16 protein-coding genes and 2 pseudogenes are annotated in these 18,273 nt (G+C 69.9%); 6 read left to right on the plus strand and 12 right to left on the minus strand.

What is annotated here, in order from left to right; genetic code table 11:
* Positions 1-35: 35 nt before the first annotated feature.
* The 4 genes from OG599_RS27460 to OG599_RS27475 form a co-directional block, all read right to left on the minus strand.
* Positions 36-1,748 (minus strand): glycoside hydrolase family 13 protein, encoded by a 1,713-nt coding sequence (locus OG599_RS27460; protein ID WP_327178647.1) that lies wholly within the window; start codon positions 1,746-1,748, stop codon positions 36-38.
* 97 nt (positions 1,749-1,845) lie between these two features.
* A complete protein-coding gene (locus OG599_RS27465) occupies positions 1,846-2,694 on the minus strand; it encodes a carbohydrate ABC transporter permease (protein ID WP_327178648.1) in 849 nt (282 codons plus the stop codon).
* Positions 2,691-3,656 (minus strand): carbohydrate ABC transporter permease, encoded by a 966-nt coding sequence (locus OG599_RS27470; protein ID WP_327178649.1) that lies wholly within the window; start codon positions 3,654-3,656, stop codon positions 2,691-2,693. The genes OG599_RS27465 and OG599_RS27470 overlap by 4 nt, the downstream gene beginning before the upstream one ends.
* Positions 3,657-3,694: 38 nt before the next feature.
* Entirely contained in the window at positions 3,695-5,023 is a 1,329-nt protein-coding gene (locus tag OG599_RS27475) for an extracellular solute-binding protein (protein ID WP_327178650.1), read from the minus strand.
* A 168-nt stretch (positions 5,024-5,191) separates the two neighbouring features.
* Between OG599_RS27475 and OG599_RS27480 the strand changes: the two genes are divergently transcribed.
* A complete protein-coding gene (locus tag OG599_RS27480) occupies positions 5,192-6,253 on the plus strand; it encodes a LacI family DNA-binding transcriptional regulator (protein ID WP_327178651.1) in 1,062 nt (353 codons plus the stop codon).
* A gap of 676 nt (positions 6,254-6,929) precedes the next feature.
* Positions 6,930-7,475: pseudogene (locus OG599_RS27485) on the plus strand (transposase); the annotation flags it as partial.
* Between the two features lie 177 nt (positions 7,476-7,652).
* On the opposite strand, the pseudogene OG599_RS27490 reads toward OG599_RS27485, so the two are convergent.
* From OG599_RS27490 to OG599_RS27520, 7 genes and pseudogenes are all read right to left on the minus strand, one after another.
* A pseudogene (locus tag OG599_RS27490) lies at positions 7,653-7,922 on the minus strand (IS701 family transposase); the annotation flags it as partial.
* Between the two features lie 212 nt (positions 7,923-8,134).
* Positions 8,135-8,788, minus strand: a complete 654-nt coding sequence (locus OG599_RS27495) for a 4'-phosphopantetheinyl transferase family protein (protein ID WP_327178652.1) — start codon at positions 8,786-8,788, stop codon at positions 8,135-8,137.
* On the minus strand, positions 8,785-9,150 hold the full coding sequence (locus OG599_RS27500; protein WP_327178653.1) for a hypothetical protein: 366 nt from the start codon (positions 9,148-9,150) through the stop codon (positions 8,785-8,787). The genes OG599_RS27495 and OG599_RS27500 overlap by 4 nt, the downstream gene beginning before the upstream one ends.
* 240 nt (positions 9,151-9,390) lie before the next feature.
* A complete protein-coding gene (locus OG599_RS27505; protein ID WP_327178654.1) occupies positions 9,391-10,131 on the minus strand; it encodes a 3-oxoacyl-ACP reductase family protein in 741 nt (246 codons plus the stop codon).
* Between the two features lie 436 nt (positions 10,132-10,567).
* Complete coding sequence (locus tag OG599_RS27510) at positions 10,568-11,272, minus strand: Clp protease N-terminal domain-containing protein (protein ID WP_327178655.1); 705 nt, start codon at positions 11,270-11,272, stop codon at positions 10,568-10,570.
* A 135-nt stretch (positions 11,273-11,407) separates the two neighbouring features.
* Positions 11,408-12,613 (minus strand): cytochrome P450, encoded by a 1,206-nt coding sequence (locus OG599_RS27515; RefSeq protein ID WP_327178656.1) that lies wholly within the window; start codon positions 12,611-12,613, stop codon positions 11,408-11,410.
* A complete protein-coding gene (locus OG599_RS27520) occupies positions 12,610-13,287 on the minus strand; it encodes a TcmI family type II polyketide cyclase (protein WP_327178657.1) in 678 nt (225 codons plus the stop codon). The genes OG599_RS27515 and OG599_RS27520 overlap by 4 nt, the downstream gene beginning before the upstream one ends.
* A 208-nt stretch (positions 13,288-13,495) precedes the next feature.
* On the opposite strand from OG599_RS27520, the gene OG599_RS27525 reads away from it, so the two are divergent.
* Both OG599_RS27525 and OG599_RS27530 read left to right on the plus strand, forming a co-directional pair.
* A complete protein-coding gene (locus OG599_RS27525) occupies positions 13,496-14,437 on the plus strand; it encodes an aromatase/cyclase (protein WP_327178658.1) in 942 nt (313 codons plus the stop codon).
* Between the two features lie 141 nt (positions 14,438-14,578).
* Entirely contained in the window at positions 14,579-15,583 is a 1,005-nt protein-coding gene (locus OG599_RS27530) for a methyltransferase (protein ID WP_327178659.1), read from the plus strand.
* Here the strand turns inward: OG599_RS27530 and OG599_RS27535 are convergent.
* The gene (locus tag OG599_RS27535) at positions 15,550-16,371 is read right to left on the minus strand and encodes a TetR/AcrR family transcriptional regulator (protein WP_327178660.1); all 822 of its coding nucleotides are present in this window, start codon (positions 16,369-16,371) and stop codon (positions 15,550-15,552) included. The genes OG599_RS27530 and OG599_RS27535 overlap by 34 nt on opposite strands.
* A gap of 87 nt (positions 16,372-16,458) precedes the next feature.
* Here OG599_RS27535 and OG599_RS27540 point away from each other — a divergent pair, with 87 nt between their 5' ends.
* Both OG599_RS27540 and OG599_RS27545 read left to right on the plus strand, forming a co-directional pair.
* Positions 16,459-17,430, plus strand: a complete 972-nt coding sequence (locus OG599_RS27540) for an ATP-binding cassette domain-containing protein (protein ID WP_327178661.1) — start codon at positions 16,459-16,461, stop codon at positions 17,428-17,430.
* Positions 17,427-18,212: an ABC transporter permease gene (locus tag OG599_RS27545; RefSeq protein ID WP_327178662.1), complete on the plus strand. Its 786-nt coding sequence runs from the start codon at positions 17,427-17,429 to the stop codon at positions 18,210-18,212. Before OG599_RS27540 ends, OG599_RS27545 begins: the two co-directional genes overlap by 4 nt.
* Positions 18,213-18,273 lie beyond the last annotated feature (61 nt).

Consider the following 18,273-nt stretch of genomic DNA (forward strand, 5'->3'; position numbering starts at 1 on the left):
CTCCGCGCACGGCGCGAGGGGCCGGACGCCGCGCCTCAGCGGCCGGACCGGGAGACGGACGCGGCCCCGGTCCTCAGCCAGACGGTGGTCCACGGCGGGAGCGTGTCATCGGTCAGCGTCGCGGAGGCGAGCAGGACCTCCCCCTGGGGCAGCCGAACGGGCTCGTCGGAAAGGTTGCTGACGGTCTGCCAGCCTCCGGCGCGCTCGAAGTGCAGCAGCCCCTGATGTGCCGGTTCCTGCGGGCCGGTCCACGCCAGCGCCTCGTCCGCGACCAGCGTGCGACGCAGGCGCAGGGCCTCCCGGTACAGCTCCAGGAAGGATCCCGCGTCCCCGCTCTGTGCCTCCGCCGCATACCGGCCCCAGCCGGAGGGCTGCGGAAGCCACGAGCCCCCGGAACCGAACCCGAAGCTGGTGCCCTCAGTGGTCCACGGCAGCGGTACGCGGCAGCCGTCGCGTCCCTTGACGCGTCCGCCGCTGCGTACCCACATCGGGTCCTGGAGGTCCGCGCGGTCGAGGTCCGCGACCTCGGGAAGGCCCAGTTCCTCACCCTGGTAGACATACGCGGAACCGGGCAGCGCCAGCATCAGCAGGGCAGCGGCCCGCGCCTTGCGTTCACCCGCCGCCAGGTCCGGGGCCGGTTCCCGGCCGTCGGTGAGCAGCCACGCCTCGATGTCGCGCTTGCGGTGGTCGCCGGGCAGGGCGTAGCGCGAGACATGACGTACGACGTCGTGGTTGGAGAGCACCCAGGTGCTCGTCGCACCGGCGTCGCGGGCGTCGGCGAGCGCCGTTTCGATGGTGGCGCGCATCTCGCCCGCGTCGAGCCTCGCGCCGAGGAAGTCGAAGTTGAACGCCTGGCCCAGCCCGTCGGCGGAGGCGTACGCCATGCGCCGTGAGGTGCCCACCCAGGCCTCGGCGACGGCGAAGCGCGGCGGGTCGTACGTGTTGAACACCTGCCGCCAGCCGCGGTAGATCTCGTGCACCGCGTCGCGGTCCCACAGCGGATGACTGCCGTCGACCGGCAGGGCGCCGGGCTGGTAGCTCTGCTGGTCACCGAGGTCGCGCAGCGGTGCGCGCAGGTCCTTGGCGAGTCCGTGGGCGACATCGACGCGGAAACCGGCGACACCCCGGTCGGACCAGAACCGCAGGGTGGCGTGGAAGTCCTCACGGACCTCGGGGTTGTCCCAGTTGAAGTCGGGCTGCTGGGGTGCGTAGAGGTGCAGGTACCACTGGCCGTCCGCCACCCGGGTCCAGGCGGGGCCTCCGAAGCTGGACGGCCAGTCGGTGGGCGGCAGTTCACCGTCGTCCCCCCGCCCGTCACGGAAGACGTAGCGCTCGCGGGCGGCCGATCCGGGCGCGGCCCGGAGTGCCTCCTGGAACCAGACGTGCTGGTCGGAGGAGTGGTTGGGGACGATGTCGACCATGATTCGCAGGCCGAGCCGGCGGGCCGTGGCGACCATCTCGTCGAAGTCGTCGAGGGTGCCGAGCCGCGGGTCCACATCGCGGTAGTCGGCGACGTCGTAGCCGCCGTCGGCGAGCTGCGAAGGGTAGAACGGGCTCAGCCAGACGGCGTCCACGCCGAGGTCGGCGAGGTACTCCAGCCGGGACGTGACGCCGGGGATGTCACCGAGGCCGTCGCCGTCGGAGTCGGCGAAACTGCGGGGATATATCTGGTAGATGACCGCCTGCCGCCACCAGTCCGCGTCGCAGGAGGAGGACGGGGAGGGGGTGGGGGAGTCGTGGTGGGGCATGTGTGTACCTCTCGGGCGTGCGCCCAGGACGGGGTTCGGATGTGCGGAAGTCAGGCGCGTGACGGCCGGAGGGGCCCTCACGCCGTACGGCGCCCGGTCAGCCCTTCACCGCGCCGGTGGTCATCCCGGAGACGACGGACCGGCGGAAGATCAGCACCAGGACCGCGATCGGCACGGTGGCGACCATCGCACCGGCGAAGATCACCCCGTACGGCACCTGGTACTGGCTGGTGAACAGGGCGATGCCGACGGAGACGGTGCGGCGGGCGTCGGAGCCGTTGAAGGTGAGCGCGAGCAGGAATTCCGACCAGGTCGCGGTGAAGGAGAAGACCCCGGCCGTGAACATCCCCGGCCGGGCCAGCGGCAGGATCACCGTCACGGCGGTGCGCAGCGGGCCGGCACCGTCGATGGCCGCTGCCTCCTCCAGCTCCTTCGGGATGCCGCTGAGGTAGTTGCGCATGATCCAGATCGCGAACGGCAGATTCAGCGCCACGTACGGGATGACGAGCCCCGGGTAGCTGTTGAGCAGACCTGCCTGACGCTCCATGAGGAACAGTGGCACGAGCAGGGCGATCGGCGGGAAGACCGACAGCATCAGCAGCGCTGTCATGACGGCTCCGCGGCCGCGCAACGGCAGCCGGGCGAGGGCGTAACCGGCGAAGAACGCCAGGGACAGGATCAGCACCGTCGAGCAACAGGCCACGACGACGCTGTTGAGGAAGTAGTGGCCGATGCCGTTCCGGGAGAACGCCGTCTCGTAGTTGCTGAGGGTGGGATGGGCCGGCAGCAGCGAGGGCGGCGTCGCGCTGATCTCGCCGGGCCCCTTCAGGGAGGCGGACGCCATCCAGATCAGGGGCAGCGTGGCGCACAGGGCGATCACCAGCCCGCCGAGGTTGACGGCATTGACGTAACGGCGCACGCCTGTGCGCGGGACGTGGCGGCTCATGCCCGCCCCTCCTCGTCGACTTGGGCGCGGAAGACGCGCAGGAACAACAGACAGCAGGCCAGGACGATGGCGGCAGTGGTGACCGCGACGGCGGCACCGCCCCCGAAGTCGAGGTTCTGGAAGAGGATCCGGTAGCCCAGCATCGCCACCGACTGCGTGGCCGTCCCCGGGCCGCCCTGGGTAAGGACGAACGGCAGGTCGAAGATCCCGAACGCCTGGAGGATGCGGAAGAGGACCGCGATGGCGACGATGGGCCGCAGTTGCGGCAGCGTGACCCTCCAGAACGTCGTCCAGGCGCTCGCCCCGTCGATCTCGGCGGCCTCGTAGACGTCACCCGGGATCAGCATCAGACCGGCGAGCACGACGATCGCGACGAACGGCGTCGTCTTCCACACGTCGACGGCGACCATCGCCGCCATCGCGGGCACCGGCTCGCCGAGGATGTCGGGCCGGTAGCCGAGCAGTTGCTCGCAGAGCCAGGTCACGGCCCCGTAGGTGCCGTTGAACAGATACGACCACAGCTGCGCCGCGACCACGTTGATCAGCGCCCAGGGCAGCAGGAGCAGGGCGAGGATCCACCCGCGGGCAGCACCGAGCCGTTCCAGGACGAGTGCTGTGAGCGTCCCGAGGACCAGCTCGATGAAGACCGAGACGACGGTGAAGCCCAGCGTGAACGCGAGTGCCCTGTACCACTCGGAGTGCGTCAGGAGCGTTTCGTAGTGCGCGAGGGTGGGGGAGCCGATCCGCAGGCCGCCGTACTCCAGCCGGACCTCGCAGAACGACAGCACCAGCGAGAAGGCGACGGGGAAGACCGTCACCGCCGCGATGACCAGGAGAGCGGGGGAGGCGAACAGCCACCCGGTGCGGGCGCGACGGCGGGTGGCGAAGCCTGGGGGCGCGCTCTTCGGGGACCGCTGGGACCGGGGCGGTGCGTCGCAGGTGCGGCCGGCCGTCGCCGTCACCACTGTCCTCGTCGATGCCCTCGCATGCTGTACTGAACTCACAGCGCTTTTCCTTCCAGGGCCGTACGCAGCCCTTCGCGTGCGGCGCGGACACCGGCCGCGGGGGAGAGGCTGCCGCGTACGACCGCGTTCGCCGGGGTGTACAGCGCCTTGCTGACCTGCGGGTAGTACGGGGTCTGCACGGGCCGGGCGACGAGTCGCAGGTCGGCGGCGCGCAGGACTGTGGGGTCGCCCGCCGCACGCGCCTGAGGGCCGCTCAACACGGAGGTCATCGCGGGGATGACACCGGCCTCCTGGGCGAGGAGGCGCTGCACCTCGCCGCCGGCGCAGAACCGGGCGAACTCCATGGCGGCACCCAGCTGCTGGGAGCTGGGGTTGACGAAGTTGCTCCAGCCGCCGGCGCAGGAGACACCGGAGCGGCCGGTTCCCTCGAAGCCCGGACGCGGGGTGGCCGCGATCTTGCCGGCGACACGGGAGACCTTCGGATTGTTCGCATTGACCCAGGCGTACGACCAGTTGCGCAGGAACAGCCCGCGTCCGTTGGCGAAGGCGTCCTGCGAGTCCGACTCCTTGTACGTGGCCACGGTGCGGGGCGAGACTCCCTGTGCGGTGAAGTCGGCCATGAGCGAGAAGGCCCGCTCCGCCTCGGCCCCTCCCAGTACGGCCCTGCCCCGGGAGTCCAGGATCTCGGCGCCGGCGTCGGCGAGGAATTCGGTGACGTTGGCCGTCAGCGACTCGGACACCCCGGCCTGCCACAGGAATCCGGTCTCCACGTCGCCGGCCCTCTGCACCGTGCGGGAGGTGTGCAGCAACTCCTCCCAGCTGCGCGGGGTGCGCAGCCCGTGCTTGGCGAGGAGGTCCTTGCGGTAGAAGAGATAGGTGCTGTCGGTGAAGAACGGCACCGCGTAGGCGCTGCCGCGGAACGTGGAGCTGTCCCGCAGGGCGGCCGGAAAGGCGTTCCAGAAGCCACTGGGAAGCAGCGTCTCCACCGGCAGTGCGAGCGAGGCGTGGCCGAACTGCGCGGGCCATGTCGTGTCGCCCAGATACACGTCGGGCTGGGGGGATCCGCCGGCGAGCTGTGTGGCGATGGCGCTGCGGTTGCCGTCCGAGGTGGACAGGGCGTTGATCTTCGAGATGCGGACGAGAGGATGCCGCCGCTCGAAGGCACGGATGATCAGATCCGCGACGACGGCGCCCCGCCGGGAGGGGATCTCGGAGACCCACCAGGTCAGCCGGGCCGGTTTTCGGGGGACGGTTGCGGCCTGCGTGAGCAGGTCGTCGAGGTTCTTCCCTCCGCATCCGGCCAGCAGACCCGCTGCGGCGACGCTCGCAGCGCTCGTCAGCAGTGCTCTGCGGTTCAGGGTCATGGCGCACTCCCTCCCTCTTGCGCTGTCTGATGACAGCGCTGTCACGCTAGGGAGGCCCAGGAGTCGTGTCAATGGTTGTGGTTGCCCGAGTAGAGCGAAAATGCACCAATGACAGCGCTGCCACGCCGGTGGGCCGTGCAGGGCGATTGTTGTGTTAACGTCCAGCGCATGGTCGGTGAATCCGCGGTGAGGGGCGCCACGCTGGCGGATGTCGCCCAGAGGGCCGGAGTCTCGCCCTCGACCGTCTCGCGTGCGCTGCGTGGTCTGTCAACGGTGTCCCCGGAGACCCGGGCACGCGTCGAAATGGCGGCTCGCGAGCTGTCGTTCGCGATCTCGCGCAGCGCGTCCAGCCTGGTCACGGGGCGCACGGGGCGGGTCGCCGTGCTCGTGCCCAACCTCGACTCCTGGTTCCTGGGCGCGGCGCTGGCCGGTATGGCGCCCGCGCTGAACGCGGCCGGCCTGGACATGCTGGTCTACAGCGTCACCACCGCCAAGCAGCGCGCACAGTTCTTCGACCGTCTGCCGGCCCGCCGCAACGCCGACGCCCTGCTCGTCGTCAGCTTCGCGCTCTCTCCCGAGGAGCGCGCGCGCCTGGACGACCTGGGCATGCCCCTGGTCTTCGTCAGTCAGCACGAACAGGGCAGAGCCGGCGTCTACGTGGACGACGTGGAGGCCGCCCAGCGCGGCACCCGCTATCTGCTCAACCTGGGCCACCGGCGCATCGCCTACCTGGAGCCCGCGGACGCCTCAGGATTCGCCTGGAGCAGCAGGGCCCGCCTCGACGGCTATCGCACCGCCCTCGCGGAGGCGGGTATCGAGCGGGACGACGACCTCGTCCGCCATGTCGCCGAGTGGCAGGGACCGAGTCTGGAAGCGGCGGTGGGGCGGCTGCTGAGCCTCGCGGAGCCTCCCACGGCGATCTTCGCCGAGACGGACGACATCGCCTTCAGGCTCCTCACGGTGCTGCGCGGGGTCAATGTCCCGGTGCCGCAGCGGATGTCGATCCTCGGCTTCGACGGTCACACGATGTCCGAGCCGTGGGACCTCTCCACGATGGCGCAGCCCGCCCGCCGGCTGGGCGAGGCGGCGGCGGAGCTGGTCCACCGCGTGATCCACGACCCCGAGGCGTACCGGGAGCGCCACGTGGTCCTGCCGGTGGAGCTTGTCCCCAGGGGCAGTACGGGCCCCGCACCGGCCCCGCCGTCCGGTGACGAGGTTGAAGGCGTGTGACGACGGGGGCGAGGGGTCAGCTCGGAAGTACTCCCACTTCCTGCCCCGCGCCGGTGCACGAGGCAGTGCCGCCATCGACGCGATCTTCGCGTAGCCGCGGCCGGTCGGTGGAGCCTGTCGAGTGCGGCTCGTAGCCCACCGCGGGCCCAAAGTCCCGGAGAGGTCCGGGAGATGCCGCCGCACCCTTCTCTGACCCGCTAAGTAGCTGGTCGGACGGGGTGCGGCGGCATCCTCGTATCAGATGTCCCGGGAGAGACCAGCCACTCGGCTGATCTGCAGGAACGATCGACCACCAGCCGCTGACCTGCAGGAAAGGCCTTTCTGCTGTTTCACGGTCGTGCCCCTTGATGCAGCGGAAAGTCCCAGGAAAGTCCCAGAGGACTCCCAAGAAGTCAGCCGTTCTTTCCAGGTCATGCGGGCTGTGCAGGACGCCCTGCAGTTCAGCAGCCGGCGCGCCGGCAGGGAGGACACTCGGTCCAACGTGCCTGGATCGGCGGCCGTCCGGAACACCCCCGCGTCGGCGGGGAGGACCACCGGGCATCCGGCTTCGTGGACGAACTCGGCTCGCATGACGAGGGATTCGTGGACTGCGTGGGTGGTCTCGTCCGACCAGGTCCGTTCCCTGTCAAGTTCCGCGTGCTGGGCCGCGGAGAGAAAATGACCCCCGAGGTGAGGGGTGGAGCCCGGCGGCGAGATCCGCGACGGCGCCTGGGTCGCCGAACTGTCCGGCGACTGCCTGAAGGGCTGGCCGAAGGGAATGCGGCTGATCGTCCGCAAGGAACGGCCCCACCCCGGTGTCCAGTTGCGGATCACCGACGCCGATGGACTGCAGCTGACCTGCTTCGCCACCAACACCCCCGTCATGCCGATCGCGGCACTGGAGCTACGACACCGCCAGCGGGCGCGAGCCGAGGACCGCATCTGGGCCGCGCGGACCACCGGCCTGCGCAACCTGCCCCTGCACGACACCGCGCAGAACCGGATCTGGCTGGAGATCGTCCAGCTCGCCCTGGACCTGCTGGCCTGGATGCCGATGCTCGCTCTGACCGGCGAAATCCGCAGGTGGGAGCCCCGCCGCCTCCGGTTCCGTCTTCTCTCCGCCGCCGCCCAGATCGTCACGACCGCCCGCCGCCGCTATCTGCGGTTCGCCCGCCACTGGCCCTGGACCGGCGTGATCACCGACGCCCTGGCATGGCTTGAAGCTCTCCCGAACCCCGGCTGAGCAGCACGTTCCCGTCCCCGCGAGCAGCATTACCCCGACCGGAGCCGTGGAATCCGACGCGACAGCCGGGCCATCAGCCTGGCTGCCACCAGCCCGATAGCCGAAACGGCCCGCCGAAAGAACCGACGGGCCGTCACGAAAGATCGAGGCTAATACTCCAGCTGTATATCGTGATCTTCATGTCTGATCGGCGGCTTGTCGGTGATAGTGGCTGGTTCTGGCTCGGGCCTGGTGGCGGCGCCGCCAGAGGGACCAGCGCAGCCGGCGGACCGCATCGGGCGCGGGTCCAACGAGCGCCGTGAACAACCGCTGGATCTCGTTGCAGGTGAGCGGAACCAACCCGTCCGGAGCGGGATGGCGGGCATGTTCTGCCCCACGGGTGACCGCCAGGAAAGCGTGCGCGAGCATGGCCAGGGTGACCCAGCGTGACCAGGAGGTGAAGCGGCGGTCGGCGGTGGACGCGGTGGAGTTCGTGATTTGGGAATTGTTGAAGCGGACTCGGATGATGCCGATCGCTGTGATCGCGGAGAGGGCCGGCTGGGAGTGTGGGCGGGGCGCGAGCTGCGGCCGGCCTATCCATCCAATGGATCCCGTTTCATGGGCCTTCTGCCAGCCCTGCGGGCTCGCCCACTGGTCAACCGGAACCGGCGGTGAGGCCCCTACACCTGCTCCACGGCCACGGCTGTGAGCACATGGCTGCTGTCGGCGGCCCAACGTCCGTGCACACAGGCGAGTTCGGGCGGGGCGGGGACGAGGACGCGGGCGGTGAACGTACCGTCTGGGGCGAATTCGAGGAACGCCTCCTGGAAGTCCAGCCAGCGGCGGGTCACCGGGTACCACGCCTTGTATACGGACTCCTTGGCGCTGAACAGGAGGCGGTCCCACGCGGGCCTGGCCGCCGCGGCGGGTAGGGCGGCAAGTGAGGCCAGGGCGGAGCGTTCCTCGGGGCGGGTTATGGCCTCCAGTATCCCTTCCGGAAGCGGGGAGTTGGGCTCGGCGTCGATGCCGAGCGCGGTAATCTCATGGGCGTGGGCCACCACGGCGGCACCGTAGCCCGCGCAGTGCGTCATGCTGCCGACGACCCCGGGCGGCCAGCCCGGGGCGCCCCGCTTGTCCGGGAGCAGCGGAACCGGAGCTAGGCCGAGCGCGGCCAGCGCCTCGTGGGCGCAGGCGCGGACGGTGGTGAACTCGTTGCGCCGTTTCGGGACGGCTCTGGCGATGAGTGCCTCTTCCTGAGGGGACAGAGTGATGTCCAGCCGATGGGTGAAGGACTGAACGGCGCGGGCGGCGGGGGGCAAGAGGGAGTCGATCATGCGACGGTTTCCGTGTTCGCGTTCGTGGTGGTGTCGGGCCGGTGCAGGACCTGCTGGGCCAGGTCGAGGCGCGGCCCGAAGCGGCGCCACTCCCGCGGGTGGCCGAGGGGTACTTCTTCGAACGGCGCGCCGTCGTAGACGGTGTTGCGGGAGACCTGTAGGAGCCCATGGACGCAGGTCCGTTGAAACGTTTCCGCAACGGGCGTCGCCCATCTGCGTCCGGCATCAACTCCCCGACGTCGCTGGCGACGATCAGTCAGTCGTCGGGGCGACGACTTGAACTCGCTCGCGAAATCCGGGATTTCGGCGTGGGAGATGCGCAGGATGCTGAATGCCCGTAAGGCGCCTTCACTCCCTGTCATGTGAGGAGCGCAGGCGGCCGCGTGCCCACGGACCGGCCCTGCGTGGCCATCCGGACCGAGCTTCCCATGACGATGCGGCGGGGGTTGGTCATGTCGTGGTCCTTCCTCGGCTTCCGTACGGGCTGGAGGGAATGCTGTGCCTCCGCAGTCAGGTCCGGTGCCGGTGACGGGACTTCGCACGCGGAAGGCTCCCGGGAACTCCTCCAGCGGGGCGCGCGGGGTGGCCGTCCGGCACGGCGGTCACGAGATCGACATGCCCCCGTCGATGGACAGCACCTGACCGGTCATGTAGTCGGCGTCCAGCAGCAGTTCGATGCCACGGGCCACCTCGTCGGGCGTGCCCATGCGGCCGAACGCGGTCCGCGCCACGAGCGTGGCGCGGAGCTCGGCCGGCAGCTCCTCGGTGAGCGCGGTGTCCATGAGGCCGGGTGACAGCGCGTTGACCGTCACATTGAACCGCCCGCACTCCAGGGCCAGGCTCCGGGTCATCCCCAGCACACCGGCCTTGGCCGCCGAGTACGCCGTCTGGCCCCGGCTGCCGAGGAGGCCGGCGGGCGAGACGACGTTGATGATGCGTCCCCAGCGGCCCCGCAGCATGTCCGGGAGTGCCGCCCGGCAGGTATGGAAGGTGCCGATCAGATTGACGGCGACGGTCCGGGTCCAGTCGTCGACGGACTGGGTGGCCATGAGACCGTCCCGGCGGATCGCACCCGCGTTGACGAGGACGCTGATGCCTCCCAGCTCAGCGCGTACCCGGTCGACCATGTCCTGGGTGGCAGCCCAGTCGGCGACGTCCGCCCGCACGAGGGTGCTCGGCCCGCTGAGCGTGGCCGCTACCTCGCGGGCCCGGTCCTCACCGCTGGTGTAGTGCAACGCCAGCCGGTAGCCACGGTGGTCGAGGACCCGTGCCACGGCGGCGCCGAGCGCTCCCGAAGCGCCGGTGACGAGAGCGACACGGCCGTCAGTACCCGGCGTCGCCATCAGACAGGCGCTCCCGTACGTGCGCCGGCCGGCCGGCGCGGCGCGGTCAGGGAGGCCGCCGGTGCGAGGCTTCCCCTCGCGGTCTTGCGTTGACGTACCCTCCGTAGGCGCCGAAGGCCGAAGATCCGGGTCCGGTCGAAAGTCATCACACCACTCCGCATGTACGGGGTCGGGAAAGGGAGACGGGATCCGATCCTCCGCGGGAGGTCCGGCCGCCATCGCACCCGGGTAGGCGGTTCACAGCGCACAGGGCGCGACGGGCCGAGTCCGGTAGGGGTCGGAGCGGGGCGCGAGGACATCCGGGCGGGGTGTCACCTTTGACAGGTTTCACCTCGCCCGGAGCTCCCGTTCCGTAACCGTTCGGTTCCCGTGCCGTTCCCATTCCGGGAGTCCGCCGCTGTCAGCCGACGTCCGCGGACGGACGCGGTCGGTTTCGCTACGAGGCGACGGACGATTCGTCGGCGGCTTCCGCCACGAAACGCTCGGCGGCCGCCGTGTCGAGGCCCAGCGAGGCCAGGACCCCGGCGCCGTCCTCCTCCTCCAGCAGCCCCAGCAGCATGTGGCCGGTGCTGACGCTGTCCTGGTCGAGGCGGAAGGCCACCCGCGACGCCAGTTCCAGCGCCTTCTTCGCCCGGGCGTCGTACGGGATCAGCACCGGATCGGCGTCACTGCGCGGCGGCAGGGCGGCCACCGCCGTGTCTCGCGCCTGGTCGAGGTCGATGCCCTGCGCCCGCAGGGCGCCGACCGCACTGCCCTCGGTGCCGAGCAGGCCGAGGAGGACATGCGCCAGGACGATCTCGGCGTTGCCGGCCGCCTTGGCCTCGTTCATGCCGGCGATGATGGCGCTGCGGGCGGGCTGGGAGAACTTCTCGAAGGCATTCGACGGCTTGGCGTCGGGCTTGCCGACGAACCGCTTCTGGGCTGCCTGCCGGGTGACGCCCATGCTGCGGCCGATGTCGGTCCAAGACGCGCCGGAGCGACGGGCCTGGTCGACGAAGTGGCCGATGAGATGGTCGGCGACCTCGCCGATGTGGTCGGCCAGCAGGATGGCGCCGCTGAGCTGGTCGAGGGCGGTGGTGTGGTTCTCGGTGATCGCCGTGATGAGCTCGTCGAGCTTGACCGGCGGAGTGATCTGCGTCATGGTGTCAACCATAGGTTGTCAGTCGGGTGGTGTCAACCCGAGGTTGTCATTTCTCTCGGTCGGTCCTGGGCCCGCGTGGCCACCGCGCTCCGCGGCGGCCACGCCTGTCGCCGATGAGCGCGGCGGCCTTCGCCGCTACCAGGTGACCGGCATCTCGGCCGGGCCGAACGCCTGGATCGAGTGGTACTTGTACGTCAGTTCTGCCTCGGGCACGGCGAGCGCGAGCGTCGGGACCCGCTCGAAGAGCGTCGTGTAGACGATTTCGAGCAGGCTCGGCACCAGGCGGTCCGCCGGACACTTGTGCGGTCCGTGACCGAACGCCAGGTGCCGGGCGGGCTCCTCCCGCATGATGTCGAGCTGATGGGGATACGGGCACACCGACGGGTCGCGGTTGACGGGCAGCGTCGGCACCGCCACGCCGTCACCGGCCTTGACCAGCGTGTCGCCGATGAGCATGTCCTCGGTGGCGAGCCGCATGGGGGTTCCGTCGTTGACCGAGAAGTACCGCAGCATCTCGTCCACCGCGACCGTCATCCGGTCCGGATGGGCGAGCAGCGTCGGCCGCTGCTCCGGGTGGTTCAGCAGGGTGAGCACGCCCAGCGAGATCATCGTGGACACCGAGTTGTGAATGCCCTGGGCGTTCGACAGCATCAGAGGCGCGAGTTCGTACCAGTCGACCTCGCCGTGCTTCTCGCGTTCCTGCACAATCAGACGACTCATCATGTCGTCGCCGAGGTGCTTGGCCTTCTCCTTCAGGACCTCTTCCGCGTGCCCGTTCAGGCGGTCGGCCGCTTCCCTCTCCTCGGCCTCGGTGGTGGTGCCGAGCAGCAGCTTCCAGACGTTGTCCCGCATCGTCTGCAGCTCGGCCGCGGGGATGCCGAGGAACATCTCCTGCAGCCGCCACGCGATGGGGAACGCCAGCTCCTTCACCAGGTCGACCGGCTTCGTCGGCTGCCGCAGCATGTCGTCGATCTTCTCCTCGACGGCGACCCGCAGGCGCGGCAGCAGCCGGGCGAGTCCTTCCGGGGAGAACTCGTCCATGATGGACTTCTTCTTCTTCAGGTGTTCCGGACCGTCCAGGTTGATCATGAACGGTGCGCAGTACCGCAGCTTCATCAGCGAATTGGGTGTCAGCTTCGGAAATCGGTCGTCCGTCTTGTCCGAGCTGAACCGCGGGTCGGAGAGCACGATGCGGGCGTATTCCGGCCTCACCACCATCCAGACGAGTTTGCCCGTGGGCAATTCGACCTGGCCGATGCCTCGTTCCCGCAGTGTCTCGTACTCGGCCGGTAGCACGCCGGGGAGCTGCCGGCGAATGGGGTGGGTAGGGAGTTTCGTCATGCTGACACCTCTGCAGCCCAGTGGTAGAAACGGGTGGCCAGTGAATTGCCCTGCGGGTCGTACGGCGGAATGATCTCCGTGAGGTCGTCGACGAGCTGGAGGAAGCGGGGATCGCCTTCCGTCCACACCTCGCTGATCGCCTCCATGCTGTTGGCTACGGCGAAGTCCTGGATGTGCAGGTAGATGCCGCGCCACAGATAGATCTGGCGGCGCAGCGTGCCCATCTTCTGCGGGATGTCGGTCGCGTCCGACTCCGCGAACAGCCGTGACGCCTCGGGGATGTGTTCCTGCCGCTGGGTGTTGACGATCACCGCGCTGTACGTCTGCTCCAGGTCGTCCAGTCGCTCGGCCGGCCACAGGTAGAAGCGCTCGGCCGTCGGCCGGTCGACCGGGCCGTCCCAGTCCTCCGTCGCGGCGTGATCGCCGAAATAGGTCGACAGGCGTTCGTTCAGCCGCGTGCACCGGGGGTCGGTGCTGATGATCCGGTATGCCTCGTCGGGGTCGGCGACGTCCCAGTCCTGCATGTGCACGTAAAGGTCGCTGTAGCTGAATACCTGGCGGCGGCGCAGCTGGGGCAGTTCGGACGCGACCTCGCCATCGAACTCCTGAAGGATCTTGGTGACGTCGGCGACGTTACCACTGTCGAATGTGCCGACAGTGACGATGCTCGGCATTTAGCGTCTCCTCACGAATAGGCGGGGTGCGTTTCGGGGGTGCGCCCAGCTTGGCCCCGCGCCTTCGACGCCGGATCGACGCCCGGTCAACGGCCGGGGCCGACCGCGGACGGCGAACTCGAAGGGTCCTCGAAGCGAGGTCGATCGAGGACGGACATCGTCGGTCGCGACGGATCCGGATGTGACGACGCTTGTGAGGTGTCTTGTTGTGTCGAGTACACAGCGGCGAGTTGACCACGCCATCACCATCGAGGCCGACGTGGAGACGGTGTTCGACCTGGTCGCGGACATCGCGCGGTGGCCGCAGTTCCACCGGTCCGCGGTGCACGCGGAGACGGTCCACGCCAACGAGAAGGGAGAGTTGGTCAGGCACTGGGCTCTGGCCGGTGACGCCGCCGTCCGCACCTGGCAGACCGTGCGCCGCACGGACCGGCCGGGGCGCCGCATCACCTTCGCGCACATGGAACCCGAACAGCCCGCCACCGACCTCCGCGGCGAGTGGGTCTTCACCGAACTGACGCCGAACCGGACCCGGGTCGAGGTGAGCCACCAGGTCGTCGCGCCGGCCGACGCCGATCTCGGCCCGTTGCTGGACAGGATCGCGCAGGAGAGCGAGGACTGCCTCGCCACGCTCCGCGACACGGCCGAGCGCCGGGCCGACCTGGACGAACTCGTCGTGTCCTTCACCGACCCGCTGTTCATCGCCGGCTCCGTCGAGGACGCCTATGACTACCTCTACCGGGCGGACCTGTGGCCCGAGCGCATCCCGCACGTGGTGGGGCTCGCCATGACCGAGGACGTGCCGAACGTCCAGTTCTTCGACATGGACACCAAGGGCCCGGACGGCAGCACGCACACCGTCCGCTCGGTGCGGATCTGCCTCCCGAACCACCTGATCGTGTACAAGCAGATCTCGCTGCCCACGATGCTGGACGCGCACACCGGCCACTGGCGGTTCACCGAGACGCCGGAAGGCGTCATCGCCGAGGCCCGGCACACCAGCACGATCAAGCGCTCGGCGCTGTCCCAGCTGGGCGGCGCGACGACGGTCGCCGAGGCGCGCCGGTACCTGCGACGGCTGCTGAGCGGCAACAGCATGAGCAACCTCCGCCTCGCCAAGGCGTACGCGGAGGAGCGCGCCGGCTTCTGAGCCGGCCGCACCGGCCTCCGAGAGACCTCGCCGCAGCGCGAGGGGCGAGGAACCGCCCGGCCGGACGTGAGCTGCCGCACCGGCACCGACACCGTCCCGGCCGGGTCCCACGAACAGAGAACCGTCGAGTCAGGAGAAATCATGGCCAAGGAGACGACCCCCCGAGGCGGGGGAGTGTGGGCAGCCGCCGATCTGCTGACCCCGATGGCCGTCCGGGTGGCGGCGACGTTGCGGCTGGCCGACCAGATCGCCGCGGGCGCCCGGACGACCGAGGCGCTGGCCGAGGCCGTCGGCGCCGACCGGGACGCGCTGGGGCGGCTGCTGGACCACCTGGTGACCGCGGGCGTGCTGTCGGGCACCGGGCTCGGCGCCTACGACCTGACGGCCATGGGCCGCCACCTGTGCGAGGGCGCGCCCGAGGACATGCGGGCCATACTCGACATCGAAGGTGCCCTGGGGCATGCCGAGTTGAGCCTCGTCCACCTGTTGCACACGGTACGTACGGGTGAGGCCGCGTTCCCGCAGCAGTACGGTGTGACGTTCTGGGACGACCTGTCGTCCGACGACGGGCGCGCCGAGTCCTTCGACACCTTGATGGGCGCCAGGCTGACGGCGCACTCGCCGGCCGTGGCCGGGGCGTATCCGTGGGGAACGCTCCGTCATGTGGTCGATGTCGGCGGTGGCGACGGCACCATGCTGATCGCCATCCTGCAGTCCTACCCCGATCTGAGGGGGACGGTCGTCGACCTGCCCGGCCCGGTGCGCCGCGCCGAGAAGGCCATCGCCGCGGCCGGTCTCGACCACCGGGCCGACGCCGCGGCCGGCAGTTTCTTCGACGCTCTTCCCGCCGGAGCGGACGGATATCTGCTGTCGAGCATCCTGCACAACTGGGACGACGCGGCGGCCGCCCGTATCCTGCGCCGCTGCGCCGACGCGGCGCAGACGACGGGACGTGTGCTCGTCGTGGACTACTTCGGTGACCGGACCGTGCAGACGGAGGGCGACCTGCGCATGCTCGGCTACTTCGGCGGCCGGCAGCACACCCTGGAGCAACTGGCCGAACTGGCGGGAACCGTCGGCCTGCACACCACCTCGGTCACGCCGGCTGGCCGTTATTCCGTCGTCGAACTGCGTGCGGTTGGCTGACCGTTCGCGCGCCGCGCCGACGGCGCACCACCGCCGGTGTCGCCGACCGGCCGACCCGATCCGTCCTTCCCGGTGGCCGTCGGGAAGCGGGCTTCGATTCCGTCCAGGATGATCTCCAGGCCGTTCGCGAACCGCTCGTCTGCCTCCCCGATCTCGGAGACCTGGACCATCCGGCTCAGGTGCGGGAACTCACCGGTCTCCAGCAGGGACTTGAGGTACGGCTCCATCCGCAGCCGCCAGGCATGGCGATCGAGGCCGGACTGATTCGCGGTCGCCCGCTCGGTCAACTCGGCCTGCACGGCGCCGCCGACCCAGGAGTGGATCAGGTTGAGCACGTGGATCGTGTCGTCCATGCCCAGACCGCAGCCGGCGAGAACGGCGAGATCGCGTTCCATGCCGCGCATGAAGTTGGGGCCCATGATCGGGCGGGTGGCGAGGAGCGGGGCGAGCCAGGGGTGCCGCAGGAAGATCTGCCGGCGGCGGCGTGCCAAGGTCGTCAGATCCGCACGGAGATCGCCGGTCGGCTCCTGCGGCTCGAAGCCGGTCGCCTCGTCGATCATCACCGTGTACAGGTCTTCCTTGGTCGGCAGGTAGCGGTAGAGGGTCATCGCACCGGTGCCGAGTCGCTTGGCGATGGCGCGCACCGACGCGGCTTCGATGCCTTCGGAGTCCGCGATGTCGATCGCCACCGCGGCGATCTGCCCACGACTGTGCGCCGGCGCGGGGCCTCGCGCCGGCTTCTCCCGTCGCATCCAGATGATTGGTTTCGAGTCCGACACGACAGTCATCCTACGCGTCCGCCGCAGAGTTGCGTACGGCGCACTCAGTTGGCTACGCTGAAATCGCGTACACCGTACTCGGTGAGGGGTTGAGGCATGGAAGACGCGATCATGTACACCGAGGATGTGAGGAAGCAGTACGGGGACGTCGTCGCGCTGGACGGCCTGGACCTGGTGGTGCCGTCGCACACCGTCTACGGCCTGCTCGGCCCGAAGGGCGCGGGGAAGAGCACCACCGTGCGGATCCTGACCACCCTGACCAAGCCCAGCAGCGGGCGGGCCGTCGTCGCCGGCTTCGACGTGGCCCGGAATCCGGCCGATGTGCGGAGGGTGATCGGCCTGGCCGGTCAGGACGCCTCGTTCGACGACGGACTGACCGGCCTGGAGAACCTGCGGATCCTCGGCCGCCTCTCGCGGCTCGGCTCGCGCGGCGCCCGCCGGCGCGCCGACGAGCTGCTGGAACGGTTCGGTCTCGCTCACGCCGGTGATCGGCTGGTCGGCACGTACTCCGATGGCATGCGCCGCCGGATCCACCTGATCGCCAGTCTGTTACGGGCTCCCGCGGTGCTCTTCCTCGACGAGCCGACCACCGGGCTCGACGCCCCCAGTCGCGCCGAGATCTGGGAGAGCGTGCGGAGACTGGTGGCCGACGGCACCACGGTCCTGCTCACCACCCCGTGTCTGGAGGAGGTGGAGCGGCTCGCCACGGCGGTCGGCGTGATCGACCGCGGCCAGCTGATCGCCGAAGGCAGCCCGGCCCAGCTCAAAGCCCAGATCGGCCGTCACATCGACGTCGTGGTCGAGTCGGCGGACCATGTGCCGAGTGCCATGGCGAGGCTGGAGCGGCTGACCGGCCGGTGCCCGGAGGCCGACGGATCGCGCATCGTCGTGGCCGCGGTGGATCAGGTGCCCGCCCTGCCGCTGATCGTGAGTGAACTGGACGCGTCCGGCGCGGTGATCAGGAACATCGGGATCCGCGAGCCCGGCCTGGACGACATCTTCCTGACGATGACCGGGCAGACCGTCGAACCGGCGCAACCGGTCGAGATGCCCGAGGCGGTGTCGTGAACCTCCTGGCCGACGGCTGGACGCTGACCCAGCGAAGGCTGTTCCGGCTGCGCCACGAGCCCGGCACCCTGCTCACCATGCTGATGATGCCGAGCGTGTTCGTGGTGCTGTTCGGCTTCGTGTTCGGCGGCGCGATCGGGGTGCCGGGCACCTCGAACTACCGCGAGTTCATGATGCCCGGCCTGTTCGTGATGACGACCGGGACCGCCCTGTCCACCGCCATGGTGGAGGTGGCGACGGACCAGGCGCGCGGGGTGATGGAGCGCCTGCGTTCGCTCCCGACCCACCGGGTGTCCGTGCCGCTCGGCCAGAGCGGCGCCGAGGGGATCCTCGGGGCCTACGGCCTCGCGGTCCTGATGGTGTGCGGTCTCGTCGTCGGCTGGCGGCCGTACGACGGCGTTCCGCGGGCGCTGGCCGGCATCGGCCTGCTCCTGCTGTTCCGCTACACGCTGGCGTGGGTCGGCGCCTACCTGGGCCTTGTGGTGCGGTCGGCACGGACCGCGGCCCGGCTGGCACCGCTCACGCTGTCGCTCACCATGGTGTCCAACGCCCTCGTGCCCACCGACCGGATGCCGGTCGGCCTCCGGGCGCTGTGCGAGTGGAACCCGCTCAGCTCCGCCGCGGCGGCCGCGCGCGAGCTCTTCGGCAACCCCGGTGCTCCCGGGCCGGACGCAGCGTGGCCGCTGACCCACCCGGTGACCGCGAGCCTGCTGTGGGCCGGCCTGCTGTTGCTGATCTTCGTGCCGCTCTCGGTGCGCCGCTTCGCCCGCGCCGGACTCTAGATCCGTACGCGCGTCTCCCGCCCGGGGACGCGGCGGGTGAGCGGAGGCGTCTCCAGTACCG

Source organism: Streptomyces sp. NBC_01335, from assembly GCF_035953295.1.
Lineage (GTDB): Bacteria > Actinomycetota > Actinomycetes > Streptomycetales > Streptomycetaceae > Streptomyces.

What these genes read in the sequence shown, in the direction of transcription:
- OG599_RS27505 (WP_327178654.1), bottom strand. Translation starts at nt 10,131, where the DNA reads ATGGCGACGCCGGGTACTGACGGCCGTGTCGCTCTCGTCACCGGCGCT.
- OG599_RS27475 (WP_327178650.1), bottom strand. Translation starts at nt 5,023, where the DNA reads ATGACCCTGAACCGCAGAGCACTGCTGACGAGCGCTGCGAGCGTCGCC.
- OG599_RS27510 (WP_327178655.1), bottom strand. Translation starts at nt 11,272, where the DNA reads ATGACGCAGATCACTCCGCCGGTCAAGCTCGACGAGCTCATCACGGCG.
- OG599_RS27460 (WP_327178647.1), bottom strand. Translation starts at nt 1,748, where the DNA reads ATGCCCCACCACGACTCCCCCACCCCCTCCCCGTCCTCCTCCTGCGAC.
- OG599_RS27500 (WP_327178653.1), bottom strand. Translation starts at nt 9,150, where the DNA reads ATGACAGGGAGTGAAGGCGCCTTACGGGCATTCAGCATCCTGCGCATC.
- OG599_RS27480 (WP_327178651.1), top strand. Translation starts at nt 5,192, where the DNA reads ATGGTCGGTGAATCCGCGGTGAGGGGCGCCACGCTGGCGGATGTCGCC.
- OG599_RS27465 (WP_327178648.1), bottom strand. Translation starts at nt 2,694, where the DNA reads ATGAGCCGCCACGTCCCGCGCACAGGCGTGCGCCGTTACGTCAATGCC.
- OG599_RS27530 (WP_327178659.1), top strand. Translation starts at nt 14,579, where the DNA reads ATGGCCAAGGAGACGACCCCCCGAGGCGGGGGAGTGTGGGCAGCCGCC.
- OG599_RS27520 (WP_327178657.1), bottom strand. Translation starts at nt 13,287, where the DNA reads ATGCCGAGCATCGTCACTGTCGGCACATTCGACAGTGGTAACGTCGCC.
- OG599_RS27535 (WP_327178660.1), bottom strand. Translation starts at nt 16,371, where the DNA reads ATGACTGTCGTGTCGGACTCGAAACCAATCATCTGGATGCGACGGGAG.
- OG599_RS27495 (WP_327178652.1), bottom strand. Translation starts at nt 8,788, where the DNA reads ATGATCGACTCCCTCTTGCCCCCCGCCGCCCGCGCCGTTCAGTCCTTC.
- OG599_RS27540 (WP_327178661.1), top strand. Translation starts at nt 16,459, where the DNA reads ATGGAAGACGCGATCATGTACACCGAGGATGTGAGGAAGCAGTACGGG.
- OG599_RS27515 (WP_327178656.1), bottom strand. Translation starts at nt 12,613, where the DNA reads ATGACGAAACTCCCTACCCACCCCATTCGCCGGCAGCTCCCCGGCGTG.